The organism is Pantoea sp. GL120224-02 (genome assembly GCF_900215395.1).
Classification (GTDB): domain Bacteria; phylum Pseudomonadota; class Gammaproteobacteria; order Enterobacterales; family Enterobacteriaceae; genus Pantoea; species Pantoea communis.
Window position 1 is genome coordinate 407192 of the sequence record NZ_OBEC01000001.1, and the last position, 17238, is coordinate 424429.

11 protein-coding genes and 1 tRNA gene are annotated in these 17238 nt (G+C 53.6%); 9 read left to right on the forward strand and 3 right to left on the reverse strand.

The window, feature by feature from the left end; translation table 11 throughout:
- Window positions 1–27: 27 nt before the first annotated feature.
- The 8 genes from tssH (at window position 28) to CRO33_RS01855 (ending at window position 13522) form a co-directional block, all read left to right on the forward strand.
- Window positions 28–2634 carry a type VI secretion system ATPase TssH gene (tssH, locus tag CRO33_RS01820; RefSeq protein ID WP_097116753.1) on the forward strand — a complete coding sequence of 869 codons (2607 nt, stop codon included), beginning with the start codon at window positions 28–30 and terminating at the stop codon, window positions 2632–2634.
- A 29-nt stretch (window positions 2635–2663) separates the two neighbouring features.
- Window positions 2664–4106 carry a serine/threonine protein kinase gene (locus CRO33_RS01825; RefSeq protein WP_097116754.1) on the forward strand — a complete coding sequence of 481 codons (1443 nt, stop codon included), beginning with the start codon at window positions 2664–2666 and terminating at the stop codon, window positions 4104–4106.
- Between the two features lie 20 nt (window positions 4107–4126).
- Window positions 4127–6049, forward strand: a complete 1923-nt coding sequence (locus CRO33_RS01830; RefSeq protein WP_097116755.1) for a type VI secretion system Vgr family protein — start codon at window positions 4127–4129, stop codon at window positions 6047–6049.
- Complete coding sequence (locus CRO33_RS01835) at window positions 6046–6459, forward strand: DcrB-related protein (protein WP_097116758.1); 414 nt, start codon at window positions 6046–6048, stop codon at window positions 6457–6459. The genes CRO33_RS01830 and CRO33_RS01835 overlap by 4 nt, the downstream gene beginning before the upstream one ends.
- Window positions 6460–6461: 2 nt before the next feature.
- Complete coding sequence (locus CRO33_RS01840; RefSeq protein WP_176505714.1) at window positions 6462–10949, forward strand: RHS repeat-associated core domain-containing protein; 4488 nt, start codon at window positions 6462–6464, stop codon at window positions 10947–10949.
- Complete coding sequence (locus tag CRO33_RS01845; protein ID WP_097116760.1) at window positions 10946–11335, forward strand: hypothetical protein; 390 nt, start codon at window positions 10946–10948, stop codon at window positions 11333–11335. The genes CRO33_RS01840 and CRO33_RS01845 overlap by 4 nt, the downstream gene beginning before the upstream one ends.
- A gap of 820 nt (window positions 11336–12155) precedes the next feature.
- On the forward strand, window positions 12156–12638 hold the full coding sequence (locus CRO33_RS01850; RefSeq protein ID WP_097116761.1) for an Hcp family type VI secretion system effector: 483 nt from the start codon (window positions 12156–12158) through the stop codon (window positions 12636–12638).
- Between the two features lie 17 nt (window positions 12639–12655).
- Window positions 12656–13522, forward strand: a complete 867-nt coding sequence (locus tag CRO33_RS01855) for a hypothetical protein (RefSeq protein WP_045813563.1) — start codon at window positions 12656–12658, stop codon at window positions 13520–13522.
- A gap of 593 nt (window positions 13523–14115) precedes the next feature.
- Here the strand turns inward: CRO33_RS01855 and CRO33_RS01860 are convergent.
- From CRO33_RS01860 to CRO33_RS01870, 3 genes are all read right to left on the reverse strand, one after another.
- Window positions 14116–14191, reverse strand: a tRNA-Asn gene (locus CRO33_RS01860).
- Between the two features lie 103 nt (window positions 14192–14294).
- Window positions 14295–15062, reverse strand: coding sequence for a DgsA anti-repressor MtfA (gene mtfA, locus CRO33_RS01865; protein WP_097116762.1), 768 nt, complete (start codon window positions 15060–15062; stop codon window positions 14295–14297).
- Window positions 15063–15232: 170 nt separating this feature from the next.
- Window positions 15233–15913 (reverse strand): hypothetical protein, encoded by a 681-nt coding sequence (locus tag CRO33_RS01870; protein ID WP_034824525.1) that lies wholly within the window; start codon window positions 15911–15913, stop codon window positions 15233–15235.
- Window positions 15914–16502: 589 nt separating this feature from the next.
- Here CRO33_RS01870 and CRO33_RS01875 point away from each other — a divergent pair.
- Window positions 16503–17201: a phosphohydrolase gene (locus tag CRO33_RS01875; protein WP_097116763.1), complete on the forward strand. Its 699-nt coding sequence runs from the start codon at window positions 16503–16505 to the stop codon at window positions 17199–17201.
- The last annotated feature ends 37 nt before the right edge of the window (window positions 17202–17238 follow it).

The window sequence follows — 17238 nt, forward strand, 5'->3', positions numbered from 1 at the left end:
CTGCTTCTTCTATTATAGAGATTCGATATGTCAGAAATCAGCCGCGCCGTGTTATTCGGCAAACTGGACACGCTGTTATTTACCTCGCTGGAAAGCGCCACCGCCTTTTGTAAGCTGCGTGGCAATCCCTATGTCGAGTTGGTGCACTGGTTGCATCAACTGATGCAGCAACAGGACGGGGACTTACAGCAGATAATCAGTCATTTTTCACTGGATGAAAACGCGCTGACGCGGGATATCGTGGCGGCGCTTGACCGTCTGCCACGTGGTGCGAGTGCCGTATCCGATCTTGCCGAGCACATCGACAGTGCCGTGGAGCGCGCCTGGGTCTATGCCTCGCTCAAATACGGAGCCAGCCGCATTCGTGGCGGTCATCTGTTGATCGGTCTGCTTAAAACCTACAGCCTCGCCAGTGTGCTGAAAGGTATTTCAGCGCAGTTTGCGCGTATTAACGTCGATGCTCTGCTGGATCAGTTCGATGCTTTACTGAGCCAGAGCAAAGAGGCGCAGCAGGCGCTGTCCCAACCGGATGTTGCTGCAGCCCCGGCAGCCGCCGGCAGCAGCACGCTGGCGCAGTACGCCCAGGATCTTACTGCGCGAGCACGTGAGGGCCGTATCGATCCGGTCTCCGGTCGCGATGAAGAGATTCGTCAGATGGTGGATATCCTGATGCGCCGTCGCCAGAACAACCCGCTGCTGACCGGCGAAGCCGGTGTCGGCAAGACGGCGGTGGTGGAAGGGCTGGCACTGCGCATTGCTGCGGGTGATGTGCCTGCGCCATTACGCGATGTACAACTCTGGCTGCTGGATATCGGCATGTTGCAGGCCGGTGCGGGGATGAAGGGGGAGTTTGAAGCGCGTCTGCAAGCGTTGATCAACGAAGTGCAGTCGAGCGCGACCCCGATTGTGCTGTTTGTGGATGAGATTCACACCCTGGTCGGCGCGGGTGGACAGCAAGGCACGGGTGATGCCGCTAATCTGCTTAAACCGGCACTGGCGCGCGGACAGCTGCGCACCATCGGCGCCACTACCTGGGCCGAATATAAAAAATATATCGAGAAGGACCCGGCACTGACGCGTCGCTTCCAGACCGTGCAGGTGCAGGAGCCGGATGAAGCCAAAGCCATCCAGATGCTACGCAGTACGGTTAGTGCGCTGGAGAAACATCATCAGGTGCTACTGCTGGATGAAGCGGTCAGTGCAGCGGTCAAGCTGTCGCACCGCTACATCCCGGCGCGGCAGTTACCGGATAAAGCAGTGGCGCTGCTGGATACTGCCTGCGCACGGGTCGCCGTCAGTCAGGGGGCACAGCCTCCGGAGCTGGAAGATTGTTTGCATCGTCTGGCGGCACTCGACATTGAAGCGGAAATCGCTGGGCGCGAGGCGAAAGTCGGGCTCGGTGCCCCTGAGCGCCAGCAGGAAATTGCCCGGCAGCAGGCATCACTCAGCGCTACGCGAGAGGCATTGACCGCGCGCTGGCAGCAGGAACGAACGCTAGTGGATCAACTTATTGCGTTGCGTGCACGTTGTGTCACTGAAGATGAAACTGCGCTGCGCAGTGAGCTGGATGCCACCCGGCAGCAGTTGCATGAATTGCAGGGTGAAGCACCGCTGCTGTTTGCCGCCGTGGATGCCAGCGTGGTGGCGGCCGTAGTGGCAGACTGGACCGGCATCCCCTTAGGACGCATGGTAAAAAACGAGATCGATGCGGTGCTGAACCTGGCGGAAACCCTGAACCAAAGAGTCATCGGCCAGCGCCATGGGCTGGATCTGATTGCGAAACGTGTGCGCACCTCACGCGCCCGTCTGGATAACCCCAACAAACCGGTCGGCGTGTTTATGTTGTGTGGCCCGTCTGGTGTGGGGAAAACCGAAACCGCGCTGGCGCTGGCCGAATCGCTGTATGGCGGCGAGCAGAACATCATCACCATCAATATGAGTGAATTCCAGGAAGCACACACCGTTTCCACCTTGAAAGGCGCGCCTCCGGGCTATGTCGGTTACGGCGAAGGGGGTGTGCTGACCGAGGCGGTTCGCCGTCGGCCTTATAGTGTGGTGCTGTTGGATGAAATCGAGAAAGCACATCCGGATGTGCATGAACTGTTCTTCCAGGTGTTCGACAAAGGCTGGATGGAAGATGGTGAAGGACGCCATATCGATTTTCGTAACACCATCATCATCCTGACCTCCAATGTGGGCACACAGCTGATTAGCGCATTGTGTGCCGATCCGGAACTGTTACCGGAACCTGACGCGCTCAGCAATGCACTGCGCAAGCCGCTGCTGGAGGTGTTCCCGCCCGCGCTGCTTGGACGCCTGCTGGTGGTGCCGTACTACCCGCTCAGCGATGCGATGCTGGCACAGATCGTCCGATTGCAACTGGCGCGCATTGTGCGCCGTCTGCAGGAGAACCACGGAATCTCAGCGGAAATTGAAGATAGCGTCGTCAGCCAGATCGTGCAGCGCTGCACCGAAGTGGAGTCCGGCGGACGGATGGTCGATGCCATTCTCACCAATACCCTGTTGCCGCAAATGAGCCAGATACTGCTCAGCGCCCACGCCCGCGATGAACGTTACCGTCGGGTGCTGGTGCGTTGTGAACAGGGTGAGTTTGTTTGCCAGTTTGATGTCTAAAGCCGTTCGTTATCAGAGAGTTTTCGTCTATGTCGGAACACGATAATCACCTCAATGTACCCAATGCCTTGCCGCTGGGTTATCGGTTTAATGAGTTTGAGATAAAAGAAGTCATCGGTGGTGGCGGCTTTGGCATCGTCTATCGCGCCTGGGATCATCAGCTGGAGCGCGATATCGCCATCAAAGAGTTTATGCCGGCCTCGTTGGCGGTGCGTAGCGATGGGTTGAATCTGGTGTTGCGCAGTGAGCGGTTCAGCAAAACCTTCCACGCCGGTCTGAACAGTTTTATCCAGGAAGCGCGCTTGTTGGCACGTTTTAATCATCCCAACCTGTTACACGTGCTGCGCTTCTGGGTACAGAATGACACCGCCTATATGGGGACGGCGTTTTACAGTGGTTCCACGTTGTCCAATCTGCGTGCGCGCAATCCACAGCAGATCGACGAAGCCTGGATTCGTCGTCTGTTGCCCCCCCTGCTCGGGGCGATAAAAACCATTCATGATGCTGGCTATCTGCACCGCGATATTTCGCTCGATAACATCCAGATCCTGAGCAATAGCGAACCCGTACTGCTCGATTTTGGTTCCGCACGTAAAACCATCGGTAACCTGTCTGATGAAAGCGAGACCATGTTGCGTCCTGGTTTTGCGCCGATCGAGCAGTATAGCGACAACGATGAAAGCGAGCAGGGTGCCTGGACTGATATCTATGCGCTAGGGGCAGTACTGCACATGTTAATCACCGGTGCGCCGCCGCCGGTTAGCGTGGTGCGCAGCATCGAAGATAATTACCAGCCACTGGTGCAAAGTCGCCCTGCTGGCTATTCCACGGCGCTGCTGAATGCGGTCGACCAGGCACTGGCGTTGAAAGCCGAGGATCGCCCACAAAACATCGATGCGTTTGCGGAACTGATGGCGCTGCCCGAGCACGAATCTGAACCCTTGCTCGCGGCGAAAATCAGTGGGCCTGGCACCATGCTGGTGCCGATCGAAGAGGTGGAAGCCGAGGCTCCGTTATCGCCAGCGAAACGTTTTCTGCAACACCGCTTTGCGCTGCCAGGTTTGGTGGCGGCGGGTGTGCTGGTCGGGCTGGGCGTGGGGGTATTGATGGCCGGAGGCGGTGATGACGTGCCCGTGCAGGCGCAAAACACCACGGTGGCTCAACCCGCTACACCGCCCCCGGTGGTGGCAGAGAAACCGGTGGCCAAGGCCGAAGTCCAGACCGCACAGGCTAAAGTGGAACCCGCGCCGCCCCCGGTACCAGTGGCACAGGTTTACATCCGTCTGCAACCGGGCGAACACGTGCAGGTCAACGGCAAGCAGCAGGCCGTGGTGCCTGCGGCGAATGGTTTTGGCGCGCTGCAACTGGCACCGGGCAACTACACCTTCTCTATCAGCAGCCATAACGGCGCTCGTGAACAGACACTCACCATCAGTGCGGAAGGTGTCTGGCTGCTCGATCCTCACAGTTAATTATTTTCCGGGATTTACTTATGTTCTCACGCATCACCGTCCAGCTACCCACGGAGGGCCTGCTGTTCTGGAAACTCAGCGGGCGTGAAGCCCTGTCGGAATCATTCACCCTCCAGGCGGAGTTGTTGGCGACCGATGCGCGCATCGATCGCCATGCTCTGCTGGGCAAGTCGGTGACTTTTACGCTGCCGACACAGAATCTACTCACGCCACGTTACTTCAACGGCAAAATCACCCGCGTGGCCGTGCGCAGTGAGGAGCTGAATGGATCGCGCTATGCAGTTCATGCCCTGACCGTTGAACCCGACGTGTGGCCAATGAAACGTGATCGTAACCTGCGTATTTTCCAGAGCCAGACCGTGCCGCAAATCGTGCAGACGTTGCTGAAAGAGTACAACGTCAACGTCGAATCAAAACTCGCCAGTAGCTACCGGGTATGGGAATACTGCGTGCAGTATCAGGAGAGCAGCTTCGATTTCATCAGCCGCCTGATGGAACTGGAGGGGATCTACTACTGGTTTCGCCACGAATCCGATAAGCATACGCTGGTTCTGTGCGATGCAGCCGACCAGCATCAGGCGTTCAGCGGCTATGCCACCATTCCCTACCACGTAGCCCCTTCCGGTGGCAGCATAACGGAAGAGGGGATCAGCCAGTGGTCACTGGCCGAGAGCGTGACGCCGGGAATGTACAGCACGGATGACTATGATTTCCGTAAACCCAATGCCTGGATGCTTCAGGCGCGGCAGAACCCGGTTGCGCCCACGCCGGGTTCGGTGGATGTCTATGACTGGCCGGGTCATTTTGTTGACCACAGCCACGGCGAGTTTTACACCCGCATCCGCCAGGAAGTGTGGGAAGTGGAGCATCACAGCGTCAGTGGCACAGGTACGGCGAGCGGCATTGCGCCTGGTTACACCTTTGGGCTGCTCGATGCACCGCATTTCAGCGATAACGGCACTTATCTCACCACCAGTGCCGAATATAAATTCGAAGAAAACAGCTATGCCAGCGGTGATATTACCTCCTCGCACAATATCACCTTTACCGTGCTGCCGACCGCGATCACTTTCCGTGCGCCGCCCCGCACGCCATGGCCAAAAACCCACGGTCCACAGACGGCGAAAGTAGTGGGCCCCAAGGGAGAGTCGATCTGGACCGACCGTTATGGCCGGGTCAAGGTGAAGTTTCACTGGGACCGGCTGGCAAAGGGCGATGATACCAGTTCGTGCTGGGTGCGTGTTTCCAGCGCCTGGGCGGGCCAGGGATTTGGCGGCGTGCAGATTCCGCGTGTCGGCGACGAAGTGGTGGTGGACTTTATCAATGGTGATCCGGACCGTCCGCTGATCATTGGTCGCGTGTACAACGAGGCAAGTATGCCACCCTGGGCGCTGCCTGCAGCGGCGACGCAGATGGGTTTTCTGAGCCGGTCGAAAGATGGCACGTCAGACACCGCCAATGCTCTGCGCTTCGAGGATAAGTCCGGGCAGGAGCAGTTGTGGATCCAGGCGCAGAAGAACATGGATACCAACGTTAAAAACGACGAAACCCACAGCGTGGGGGGGTCGCGTACCGTCAGTGTCACTCAGGACTACAACGGCACAGTGTCGGGCAGCCACACCGAGGCGACGCAACTGGCCCATTCCCAATTGGTGGGCGGTGGTTTTATTCAGCGTGTGCAGGGGGCGATTGTGCAGGCTTCCGACAGCGGCATTCGTCTGGTGGCGGGCCAGTCGGTGCTGGAATTAGGCGCTAACGGCCAGGTCACGTTGCAGTGCGTGAATTTTAATATCGATGCTTCCGGCACCGGGCAGATCAACACCGGCGGTACGCTGGATCTGAACCTGAAACAACCCGGAGCATTACCCGCAGTGGAACCAACTCCAGCGCAAATCCAGGACGCCGTTAAAGCGGCATTTGATCAAGGAAAAGATAAAGCATGAAAACCGTTCCTTTTGCCCTCTCAGAAGGCGTACTTAACCTGCCCGCCGCAGTCCAGGACCACAGCATCAATGTGCTGAAATTCGCCGATGCGACGTTGGTTATTACCCGTGCCTGGGATGTCCCGGCAGGAGATGAGGAGAAATACCTCAGCCAGCAACTGGGCAAAATTAAACGCAATATGAAAAAGGTGGTAATGGGTGAGATCGCCGACAGCGATATCGCCGGTATGCCTGCCCGCGAGGTGGCGCTGCGCTTCGAAAATCAACATGTGATGGTGTATGAAAAACTCGCCGTGGCACGGGTGGATGACCACTTGCTGGCGTTTACCCTTAGCCGCATGCAGCCGTTTGATGCAGATGGCGATGCCTTCTGGGCCGCGATCAAAGCGGGTTTGCAACCGGGAGGCTGAGGATGACAGATTATCTCGCGGCGCGCATTGGCGATCCGCTGGTACACAGTTCGGCGCTGGCGGATTTTGTCGGCGGCCTGGTGGAAGGAGCGATTGTCGCAGGCATCATGATCGCCGCCGGCACCGGCGTTGGGGCGCTGCTGGGTGGCGTGGCCATTGCTACGCTGGTGTTCAGTGGAGGGCTGGAGAAGATCGGCAACGCGGCGGCATCGCTGGTCGACAGCCTGATCGACCCCGGACCGCCGGATGCGTTTATTGTCAGCGGGTCCGGCAACGTCCATATCAAAGGGAAGCTGGCGGCGCGCGCGGCGGGCAGCGTGTCACGTGATTACCTCAACGCGCCCGCGGCGGCTGACAATGGCATCGACTGGGCGGCGGTTGGCATGCTGGCACTGACCGGTGTGGCGGCGGCGATGAAGACCGCGCTTAACCCTGGTGCCGCGCTGATGGCGGTAGCCGAGCGCGCCAGCCATCTCTCAGTAGATGATGTAAAGGAGTGGGGCAAGAACGTCTGGACCAGCCTGATGCAGCCGGTGGTGGAGAGCGCCAGTCCGTATGCAACGCCACTGCCGCTCGATACCGTGGCCTGTACTAAAGGTCATATGGTCACCAGCAGCAATTTTATTGCGCAGGGCTCGAAAAAGGTGCTGATCAACAATCAGCCTGCCGCACGTAACGGCCACAAAAGTACCTGTGAAGCGGAGATCAAACTGAGCGAAAACCCGCGCGTACGCATCGGTGGCGATACCATCACGGTGCGCGATATCCACAGCGGTAAAAACATCTGGGCATACATGGCCGGTAACCTGATTGGCGGGGCGCTGGTAGGTATTCTGCCGGAGCTCTACCGCTTCGGCTTCAGCCGCCTGATTTTACGCGGGCTGGCAAAAGATATCGTTTGCCCCATCGGCGGGAATATCGTGATGGAAGGCGCTGTCCAGACGCTACACCCGGTGAATATTGCCACCGGGGCGAAAATTCTGGCACGGGAAGAGGATCTCGATTTTGTGTTGCCGGACCGCATGCCGCTTTACTGGCAGCGCATCTACCACAGCCGCAATCTGGCGACCGGGATGCTCGGTACTGGCTGGATGCTGCCGTTCGAGGTGCGCCTCTGGCGCCTGCCGGACAATCAACTGATCTACCAGGACATGACTGGCCGTGAGCTGGGCATGGGGGAAGTGCATGCGGGCGATGTGATTGATTTCAAGGGCGAGGGGCTGAAGCTGTTTTGCAGCCCGAACGGCGCGATGGTGATGCAAACCAGTGAAGGTGAGCATCAGCTGTTTGAGCCGGATCCCACGCGACCGGGGGAATGGCGCATCCACCGTATTTATGACCGCCATGAAAACGTACAGCATTTCAGCTGGAACGATGAGGGCAGGCTGCTACGTATCTCCAGCGATAACGATGCGCTGGATGTGGAACTGGAATATGACACCCATTACGGGCGTCTGAGCGCGGTTTACCAGATAGCGGCAGGATCCCGGCATCTGCTGGTTACCTATGATTATAACGACCAGGGGCAACTCACGACGGTGACGGACGCCGACGCTGTCGTCACGCGTCGTTATGGCTGGGATCAGGCGAGCGATAAGCTGGCGTGGCACAGCTATTCCACTGGACTGAAGGTCCAGTATCAGTGGCGGCCCGCACTCAACTCACGGCACTGGCGTGTCGATGCTTATCAGGTCTGTGACGAACAGGGTGACGTGCTGGAGAGCTGGCGCATTGAAACGGATGAGCAGCAGCGGGTGGCGCGTGTCAGTAATGATGAAGGCGTCAGCAGCGAGCACCACTGGGATGCATTGAGCCGCATCACCGCCTGGACCGATGCACACGGCGGACACTGGACATATACCTGGAGCGGCGACAGCGAACAGTTGCTGGCGATGACGCAGCCGGGGGGCGCACGCTGGGAATACGCCTGGGATGAACGCGGCAATCAGACGATGGAGCGTGACCCGCTGGATCGCACCCGCATCACCACCTGGCATCCGCTGTACGCGTTGCCCCTCAAAGAGGTGCTGCCAGATGGCGCACAGTGGCAGTATGACTATAACCTGGCGGGTGATGTCGTCGCACTGACCGATCCCACGGGCGGCGTGACCCGTTTCGAATGGAATGAGCAGGGGGATCTGACGCGGCGTATCGATGCACTGGAAAACAGCCATCAATTCTGGTGGGACATGCGCGGACAGCTGATCCGTGAAGAGGACTGCTCCGGCTACCAAAGTCAGCGCCAGTACGACGCCTGCGGAAAACTGCTCAGCACCACTGATGCACTGGGTAACACCGACCGCTACCAGTGGAGTGCAGCGGGACGACTGCAGACCTGGGTGCGCGCCGACGGGCGGGAAACGCTGTTTAAGTACAACAAAGCCGGGTTGGTGTGCGGTCAGAACATCGACGGCATGCTGGAGCGCAGGGTGACGCTTAATGCACGCGGTCAGGTCACCGAGGCGATTGACCCTGCCGGACAGGTGACGCGCTATGACTTCAGCCGCGCCGGGCGGCTGGTGTCGCTCACCAACGGCAACCGGCAGCAGTGGCATTTTGCGTACACGCCAGCCGGGCTGCTGACGCAGCAGCAGGATTACGCCGGACGTCAAACCGAATACCAGTACAACGGCATGCAGCAGGTGGAGAGCGTGATCCGTCACCCGGTGCAGGACAGCCCGCTGGCACCGCAGGTGGTGAATTACGACTACGACGTGCTGGGCAGGATGACGGTGCGCGAAACGGCACAGCACCGGACCGAGTATCGCTACCACGCCATGAGTACGGAGATCCACCGCTTCCCCTACGCTGCATGGCGGCAGGCCATGATCAGCGAGTGTGAACCGGCAGAGGCGGAAGTGATCGTTTTTCAGCGTGATGAGCTGGGCAGGCTGGTCAGCGAGCAGAACCACTCGGGCACTTATCAGCATCAGTATGATGCGCTGGGCAACCTGAGTGCCTCCGTCTACCCTGACGGACGTGAAATGCAGTTCCTGCGCTACGGAACCGGCCATCTGCTGGAGATGCAGCTGACGCTCGGCGGGCGTACGCATGCGCTGGCGGGCTACCGGCGTGACCGTCTGCATCGCGAAACTCACCGTACGCAGGGCGAGCTGGAGCTGGAGACGCAGTACGACATTGCCGGGCGCATGACCCGGCGACGCAGCGTGGATAATTTGCGGCAGCGTCTGGTGTCTGAACGGCGCTACCAGTGGGACCGTGCCGATCAGATTATTCGCCAGATTGTCACAGATGGCGCCCCGTCCAGCCCGTCAGAAAAATACAGCCAGTCACTGTGGGGCTACGATGCGGCAGGCAGAATGACGCGCAGCATTCAGCCGGACGGCGAGGAACGTTTCTGGTATGACGCGGCGGATAACCGCACCGGCGAAGATCTGCACCCGGTGTGGAATAATCTGCTGAAGCGTCTCGAGGGTATCCGCTGGGAATACGACGGTTTTGGTCGTATGACGGAACGGCACGACACCCGGCGCGGTATTGTGCAGCGCTTTCATTACGACGATGAACACCGCATACGTGAGGTGCTTATAGAGGGTGATGCCGACTACACCCGCGCGCAGTATCAGTATGATGCGCTGGGGCGCCGCACCGGCAAGCAGGTCTGGCGGCGTCATGCTGTGAAGCCGGAATGCACGCACTACTCGTGGTCCGGCATGCAGATGGTGGGTGAGCACAGCGACAGCAAACCCGATGCCGCAGTGCAGTATGTCTATGCAGAAAACAGCTACGAACCGATAGCGCGCGTCGACAGCAGTCAGCAGCACGCGGAGGTGTACTGGTATCACTCGGAGATGAATGGCCTGCCGGACAGAGTGACGGACAAGCGGGGTGACACCGTCTGGCAGGGGGCGTTTACCGCCTGGGGCCGCACGAAGCGGGAAAGTAGTGGAGTTGACTGGAAAGTGCCGCAGAACCTGCGGTTTCAGGGACAGTACCTTGACCGTGAAACCGGTCTGCACTATAACACTTTCCGGTACTATGACCCGTGCGGTGGGCGGTATACGCAGCTGGATCCGATAGGGTTGATGGGTGGGTTGAACCTGTATGGGTATGTGCCGGATCCGCTGGGCTGGGTGGATCCGCTGGGGTTGAGTCCCTGCAAGCCAACAAAAGTATTGCCTGATGCAGAACAAGGAATTTATAACTATAGGGGGATTCATAAGGGGCACCCTGAATGGGACAATGCATTGAGAGGGAAAGTAGTTCCGGGCAATATAAACTCTAAGCTCTCTGCAGAAGAGCATAATCTTGGTGGTTTCTCTGCAAATAGCCCATACACCTCTTGGACAGATGATCCAAATGTTGCGAGAAGATTCGCAGGAGAAGATGGTGTTATCTTAAGAGTCAAAACAGGTGCACCTAAAGCTGGAGATACTTGGTCATGGGATATATCTGTTGACGATTATTTTGAAAGAGAAATATTACTCAAAGGTATTCGAAGCAATGATGTTGAGGTTTTCTTACCATGAAAAATTCTGATGATATAAATTTGTTAAGGAAATTCACTCCGAATAATATAAAGAGTGAGGTTTTTTCTTCGGAGATTATTTTTTTTAAGCATTATCAAAGGAATAAAGGTGAAGAGCTTCGTGAGCTAATAATTCACATTGAGAATGCTAATTATTCAGGTCTGTCAATTAATGGTGGTGATACTTCTGTTCGCATCTTGACAGAATTTAAAGGTGAAACTATTAGCATTCTGGCAGGAAAAAATAGTGTTTACTTTTTTAAGTTGTATATAAATGAAAATATGGAGGACCTCATTTCATTTATCTTAATTAAGAGAAATAAACGGACAAAAGAAGAATTACAATCGATGGCCAAAAAATTAGGAATCAAAGAGATACCATATTAACGCTAAAAAACCGGAATCGAACTCAGCGATCCTTCCGGCTTTTAAAGGTCAGCCACTGACCTGCGCCAGCAAGGTCTCGATCTGTTGTCGGGTCTGTCTGGCGTCCCGCTTCTGCTGCACATAGCGGGCCACTACATCATTCACACGGGCCGGGCTGAAATCTTCGGATAGCCGCCCATTACCTGCACGCGAATGCGCATACCCATACTCACCTCAAACACCGTCTGAGTCAGTCACTTCCCGGCAATGTTCACCTGCGGCGTGCTCCGGTCTCCCCGGTGCGAGCGGTATCACAGAACATACTGCCGTTCCCGCTTTGCAGCTTTATCTGCGGTAGTGCCGCGTTCCAGTCACGATAATTTCCTCGCTTAGTTACTATGGAGAGCAGTGATCAAGGTTGTCCACCCTTTATTGCCGCGTTAAAACCTGTTCCGATCAGCACGCGCCTTGCAATTATTTCTTCCAGGAAGGCCTAAGCGTTAAAGAAATAGCGGATAGAATATTGGATGATGAGCCCATCCATTTATAACAAAAAGACGTATGCGAACTCTACGATCCCTCGGCTTATTATATTTAGCGGTAATAAATCAGAGTGAGTTAGCCCTGTTCAACTTTCACCGTTACCTTCTGTCCGCCTCAAATTAATTCTAGTTCTGTAAAATGTTAACAAACTGATTAGTTGTAATGGTCCTAAGCATGAAAGCTCCTTTTAAGAAATGTCCTAGAATGAGTTAGTGTTGGTCCAAATAGTTGAAATAAAGATTGATTAAGATTATTTATTAATACCGTTAATCATTCTATATAAGCAAAGGAGCCTAATATGGCCGTAGATATGTATCTGAAAGTAGAGGGAGTCAATGGTGAATCTAACGACTCAAATCATAAAAACTGGATAGATATTCAGTCCTTTAACTGGGGAGCCAACCAACCAGGTAATATGTCAGTAGGTGGTGGCGGGGGCGCAGGCAAAGTTCAGTTCAGCGACTTTGCTGTGCAGGCTTTTATTGATAAAGGTACACCGGCCATTATGAAGTTTTGCGCATCTGGTAAGCACGTTAACAGCGTAGAACTGTCAGTATGTAAAGCCGGAGGCCAAAAAGTTGAATATGCCCGCATAGTACTCGAAGATGTCCTGGTCACTGGCTGTAAATTCACTGGCGTTGGAAGTACCGATAAAATCATGGTCAGTTATTATTTCCAGTCGGCAAAAGCCAATGTTCATTACTGGGAACAGACAGAACAGGGTACGAAAGGTGCAGAAACGCAAGCGGGATGGGATATTAAACAGAATAAAGAAATTTAATTACTGGGGGCTTCAAAATGGCTGGAATAGCATCCTCTATAACCAATGCTATCAATAATGGCGGTTCATTCAATAGTTCAGAGATGGAATTATTGGTTGATATTATCAATAATACTCATGACGATGATTTATATAGTTTTGCGAATGATGATGTTGAACAGGCTATGAAAACCTATACATCACTTCTTGCAAACAGCAGTGGTCGTGCTTCTGTAAGAGGTGATGATCTTGAAATGGGGTTATTAGCAAACAGAGCTAATTTAGTCCTGTCGACGCCAGACAATAAAGGTTTTTATAATAAATATAAATCTGGGAATTCCGAGTGGTGGAATCCCTTAAAGGTTAGAGATGTGTATAACAAGTCATCAAGAGACTATCTCTGGGAGATTTTAGCCCCAATTGGGACCTTTTTGACTTCTGGCAGCACAATTGCCGCAATAATGAGAGAAGTAAGTGTTAGGGTGGCGCTGTACTCTGCCGGTTCAACTTCAATATTTGTATCTTTATTATTAATCTTGAGATCTAGAAATAAAGACGATCAACTTAAAAATAATAAAGATCTGATGAACTCATTTAAGTCTCTTGCCAAAGCCAAAATTGAATTAAATAAATCTTATTTAAAGATGCTTTCAAAGCTAAGGAATGATTTAGGCCCCCATGTAAAGGATGATAAAAAGGAAGATACCATAGCTAATCTAAATAGTGATTTAGGTCTGTGGAATGCGAGTTCTAATATGAGGAGCTTTGTAAACGAAGGGTTTCTTAAAGTTTCGGGTGATGCTAACCCTCAGATTAAAATAGAAGGTAATGATTGGTTTATTAAATTTGATGACAGCATGACATTTAGCAAGAAAGATGTGGAAATTCTTGAGAGGCTGTCTTAATCACTTGCCATTATCGGTATTAGTTACGGCGCAGTTGCGCATGATATTGTGCGTAATTCGTAAATGCCTTTACAAGTCTCAAATTGTATTCTGCATGCTAAGCTATGGCCAAGAGCAACAGTTTTGGCCTTTTATCCCTCTGCATTTTAGCAGATATCCACAATTCAACACTATTATGTCCAGGACTTGCACCATACTCTAACCCGGGATCTTCAAACAGATTTTTATCGCCAGTGCTTCCCAGTTAAAATCGTCCAAGATATTAAAGGTATAGAATGGTACGCCACAGGTCACTTCTGATTTGGCGCATAACGTGTGGCTAGCGGTGCAGGGCTGAGCATCGACAAAATTGCTTACACTTGCAAAGGGAATTCGGTTTCAGCTTGCAGTAGATGCGGTGAGCAAGTTTATTACCTAATCGATCAATATTCGCATGTGATGTGTCTTTGTCTATGTCTATCTGACACCAGATTTGACCACCAATTTTCCCCGATGCGGAGGGTAAAATGAAAGTACATCGGGTAGAGTTTTCACGCTCACCTGTTGAATCAAAATAATGCAGAAATTCGCAAGGATGCATGAGAACTGGAAATTGGCTCCTCTGACTGGACTCGAACCAGTGACATACGGATTAACAGTCCGCCGTTCTACCGACTGAACTACAGAGGAATCGTGTGAACGAGGCGCATATTAATGGCACCTCATTAATGTGTCAACAGCTAAAAATACACTTGTATTCAACTGGCTAGCAATAGTACAAAGCGATCGCGATTTAAGCAGAACCTGCTGCAAGACGCGCCATCGGGTCCTGACGATAAAACTGCTGTAAGTGGCGATACATCGCAGGAAAGCGATTCGCCAGCAAATCAGGGGCAGTGAAAAAGTATTCCGACAGCACGGCAAAGCATTCGGCGGGATCGCTGGCGGCGTAGGGATCGATGGTTGCCGCCTGTTCGCCGACCAATTCAACCTCTGCTTCGATCTCTTCCATCGCCTGTAGCAGGTCTTTCTCCCATTGGGCGACATCTCGTAAGGGAATGACGGGAATACCGCTGGTGTAGCCACTGCCGCGTGCATCGAGTTTATGCGCAATTTCATGGATGACGAGGTTGTAGCCGGAAAGATCGAAAGAATCCTGTATATCCAACGCGTTTAAGACTACCGGGCCTTGTGTCCAGCTTTGACCGGCATGCACCGCTGGCGCCTGGTGGACTAAGCCGCTGCTGTCTTCCCAACGGTCATCGACATTGAACGGTTCGGGATAAATTAACACTTCATGAAAGCCATCCAGCCACTCCAGACCCAGTTTCAGCACGGGCAGGCAAAACAGCAAGGCAAGACGAGCCAATTGTCGTTCGTCGAGTGGCAATCCATTCAGCAGCGAGATTTTCTTTTGGTGTAGGAAGCGTTGGGCAAGCGCGGTCAGGGCACTTTGCTCATCAGGTGTGAGCAGCGAAAAGATCGGTTGCGCCATTGCCTGTTGCCAGGGAAGCGCTGTGACGGTGGCATCTACCTGCGCATTCCATGGCCATTTGAACATCGCGCGACTCACTCTGCAGGGCTGAAAGGGTTATCCTGACGCGGCAAGATGAAAAATACCAGCGCGGAATCAAAGCCGTGTATTCAATCAGTTACTACAGGGTTTTTCTGTGATTAAGATGGCAAAGCAGGAAAATCACCCTCGCCCGAGCGGGAGAGGGCGGAAGACAGTTAACTCTCGCGTTCAACGCGCTGGAATTCGATCACCCAAACCCACGGGTTCACTTCCCAGCTGGTGGCGCCATACTGCTTTTGCCACGCTTTACGATAGGCTTCTTTGGGGGATTCAGCGTTCATGTTCATCGTGAAGAAGTTATTCAGGAAGTGCGTATCCGTTTGTACGCCCTCAGCCATAATGTCATCTTCGCTAATGTCCTGAATTTTTTCAGCGCGTACCGAGGTAATGGCCAAATCAATACGGCTGGCCCAACGCGGCATATGAATCGCCGTTTGCCAGCCAAACTGCTCGGCATGCTCTACATCCTCATCCAGTTGACCCAGTTCATTGCTGTCAGAACGATATTGACAGAACGCAGGGCTACGGAACGGCAGAGGATCGCGTTCATATTCGGCGAGTTGCTCTTCCGGTACGATGGGGCCGCGCCAGGTTTCACGCACCCACAATCGATCGCCCGCCTGTCCAAAGGGACAGTGAGAGCTGACATCTGCCATCGACATCAATTTATAGCCATGCAGATGGTTGGCGCTAACGTCAAACGCATGGACGCCTTCGTGATGATCCTGACCCGGACCAAAGGCCTGAGTTTTCATGATGCGCCGGGTTTGCGTTTGCTGGCCAACCAACAGGGCGCGGACCCGCTGTTCGGAAAAAAGAATCGGCCGTTCTTTCATTACGTACCTCATGTAGTTTTACTCACCCGGAGAACTCCGACAATCACCTGCAACCGCAGATGAGAGAATTAGCATAATGGGTTTGAATCAATTTGCTTAATAATTTGTCGCCTTACTATCAGGCAATTACTGCGTATTCCGGTTTTAAAAATGGCTCTTAAGCAAAATCCATGCTGTAAGTACCTTTGCAGGTGAGAGAGAGCCAGAAATATTCCCTATACAGTACGTTATAACGGCCTGGATGGGAAACTTTTCAGATTTATCCATGGGCGTTTATCGCTTTTACCCTGAGTTATTAAGCATGTTTAACTGGAATAATTCAAAAGCGTGAATATTGTTGATGGATGAAATAGATTACGCCTGTTTAACAGAGTTATTTAACTTAAATTACGCTAAGGAAATGCCTAAAACGTGATCTCCGCTGGGAAATCGGCATTAACAGCGTTATAACAAGATCGGGATCGCATTTTTACGCTTTGCACATCCAGGAGGGATGTAAAAAAAGTGTCACGATCAGGCCGCTATGATGTCCCCAGGAGCAGCACCCTGAATTGGCGGTGCTTTTATAACAGCAATAAGGAGAAGCACGATGTCACTCACCCGCTGGCAACAACGCTACGAGAACTGGCTGCAGCAGAACTGGCTGCACGACGATAAAGCCCATGATATCGCGCACCTGCGCCGTGTCTGGATGAGCGCCACGCGCATCATGCAGCACAGTGCAGCCGATCCGATGGTGGTCCTCACCGCCTGTTACTTCCATGACGTGGTTAACCTGCCAAAAAACCACCCAGAGCGCCATCTGGCCTCCACCTATGCCGCTGAAGAGACACGTCGAATTCTGCAGCAGGATTTTCCCGACTTCCCACCGGAACTGCTGGATGGCGTCGCCCATGCCGTTCAGGCGCACAGCTTTAGCGCACGTATCACGCCACTGACGCTGGAAGCAAAAATTGTTCAGGATGCCGATCGCCTCGAGTCTTTAGGTGCTATCGGCCTCGCACGTGTTTTCTATACGGCCGGAGCGCTGGGCCGTCCGCTGTTTGATAGCGAAGATCCATTAGGAAAAGAACGCGAATTAGACGATGTGAAATGGACGCTGGACCACTTCCAGAAAAAACTTTTACGCTTGCCAGAAACCATGCAAACCGAAGCGGGGCGCATGTTGGCAGAGCATAATGCCGATTTCCTGGTGCACTATATGGGCAAGCTGTGCGCGGAATTACAGGGCAACCTGACCAGTATTGATGAATCCGTATTAAGGGATTTCAGCCCCATACACTCGTAATATTAAATTTTTATGACAGTCTGTTAACTTTCATCTT

Coding starts and splice junctions, on each gene's coding strand:
- CRO33_RS01825 (WP_097116754.1), top strand. CDS start 2,664: ATGTCGGAACACGATAATCACCTCAATGTACCCAATGCCTTGCCGCTG.
- CRO33_RS01840 (WP_176505714.1), top strand. CDS start 6,462: ATGACAGATTATCTCGCGGCGCGCATTGGCGATCCGCTGGTACACAGT.
- CRO33_RS01835 (WP_097116758.1), top strand. CDS start 6,046: ATGAAAACCGTTCCTTTTGCCCTCTCAGAAGGCGTACTTAACCTGCCC.
- CRO33_RS01845 (WP_097116760.1), top strand. CDS start 10,946: ATGAAAAATTCTGATGATATAAATTTGTTAAGGAAATTCACTCCGAAT.
- tssH (WP_097116753.1), top strand. CDS start 28: ATGTCAGAAATCAGCCGCGCCGTGTTATTCGGCAAACTGGACACGCTG.
- CRO33_RS01830 (WP_097116755.1), top strand. CDS start 4,127: ATGTTCTCACGCATCACCGTCCAGCTACCCACGGAGGGCCTGCTGTTC.
- CRO33_RS01850 (WP_097116761.1), top strand. CDS start 12,156: ATGGCCGTAGATATGTATCTGAAAGTAGAGGGAGTCAATGGTGAATCT.
- CRO33_RS01875 (WP_097116763.1), top strand. CDS start 16,503: ATGTCACTCACCCGCTGGCAACAACGCTACGAGAACTGGCTGCAGCAG.
- CRO33_RS01870 (WP_034824525.1), bottom strand. CDS start 15,913: ATGAAAGAACGGCCGATTCTTTTTTCCGAACAGCGGGTCCGCGCCCTG.
- mtfA (WP_097116762.1), bottom strand. CDS start 15,062: ATGTTCAAATGGCCATGGAATGCGCAGGTAGATGCCACCGTCACAGCG.
- CRO33_RS01855 (WP_045813563.1), top strand. CDS start 12,656: ATGGCTGGAATAGCATCCTCTATAACCAATGCTATCAATAATGGCGGT.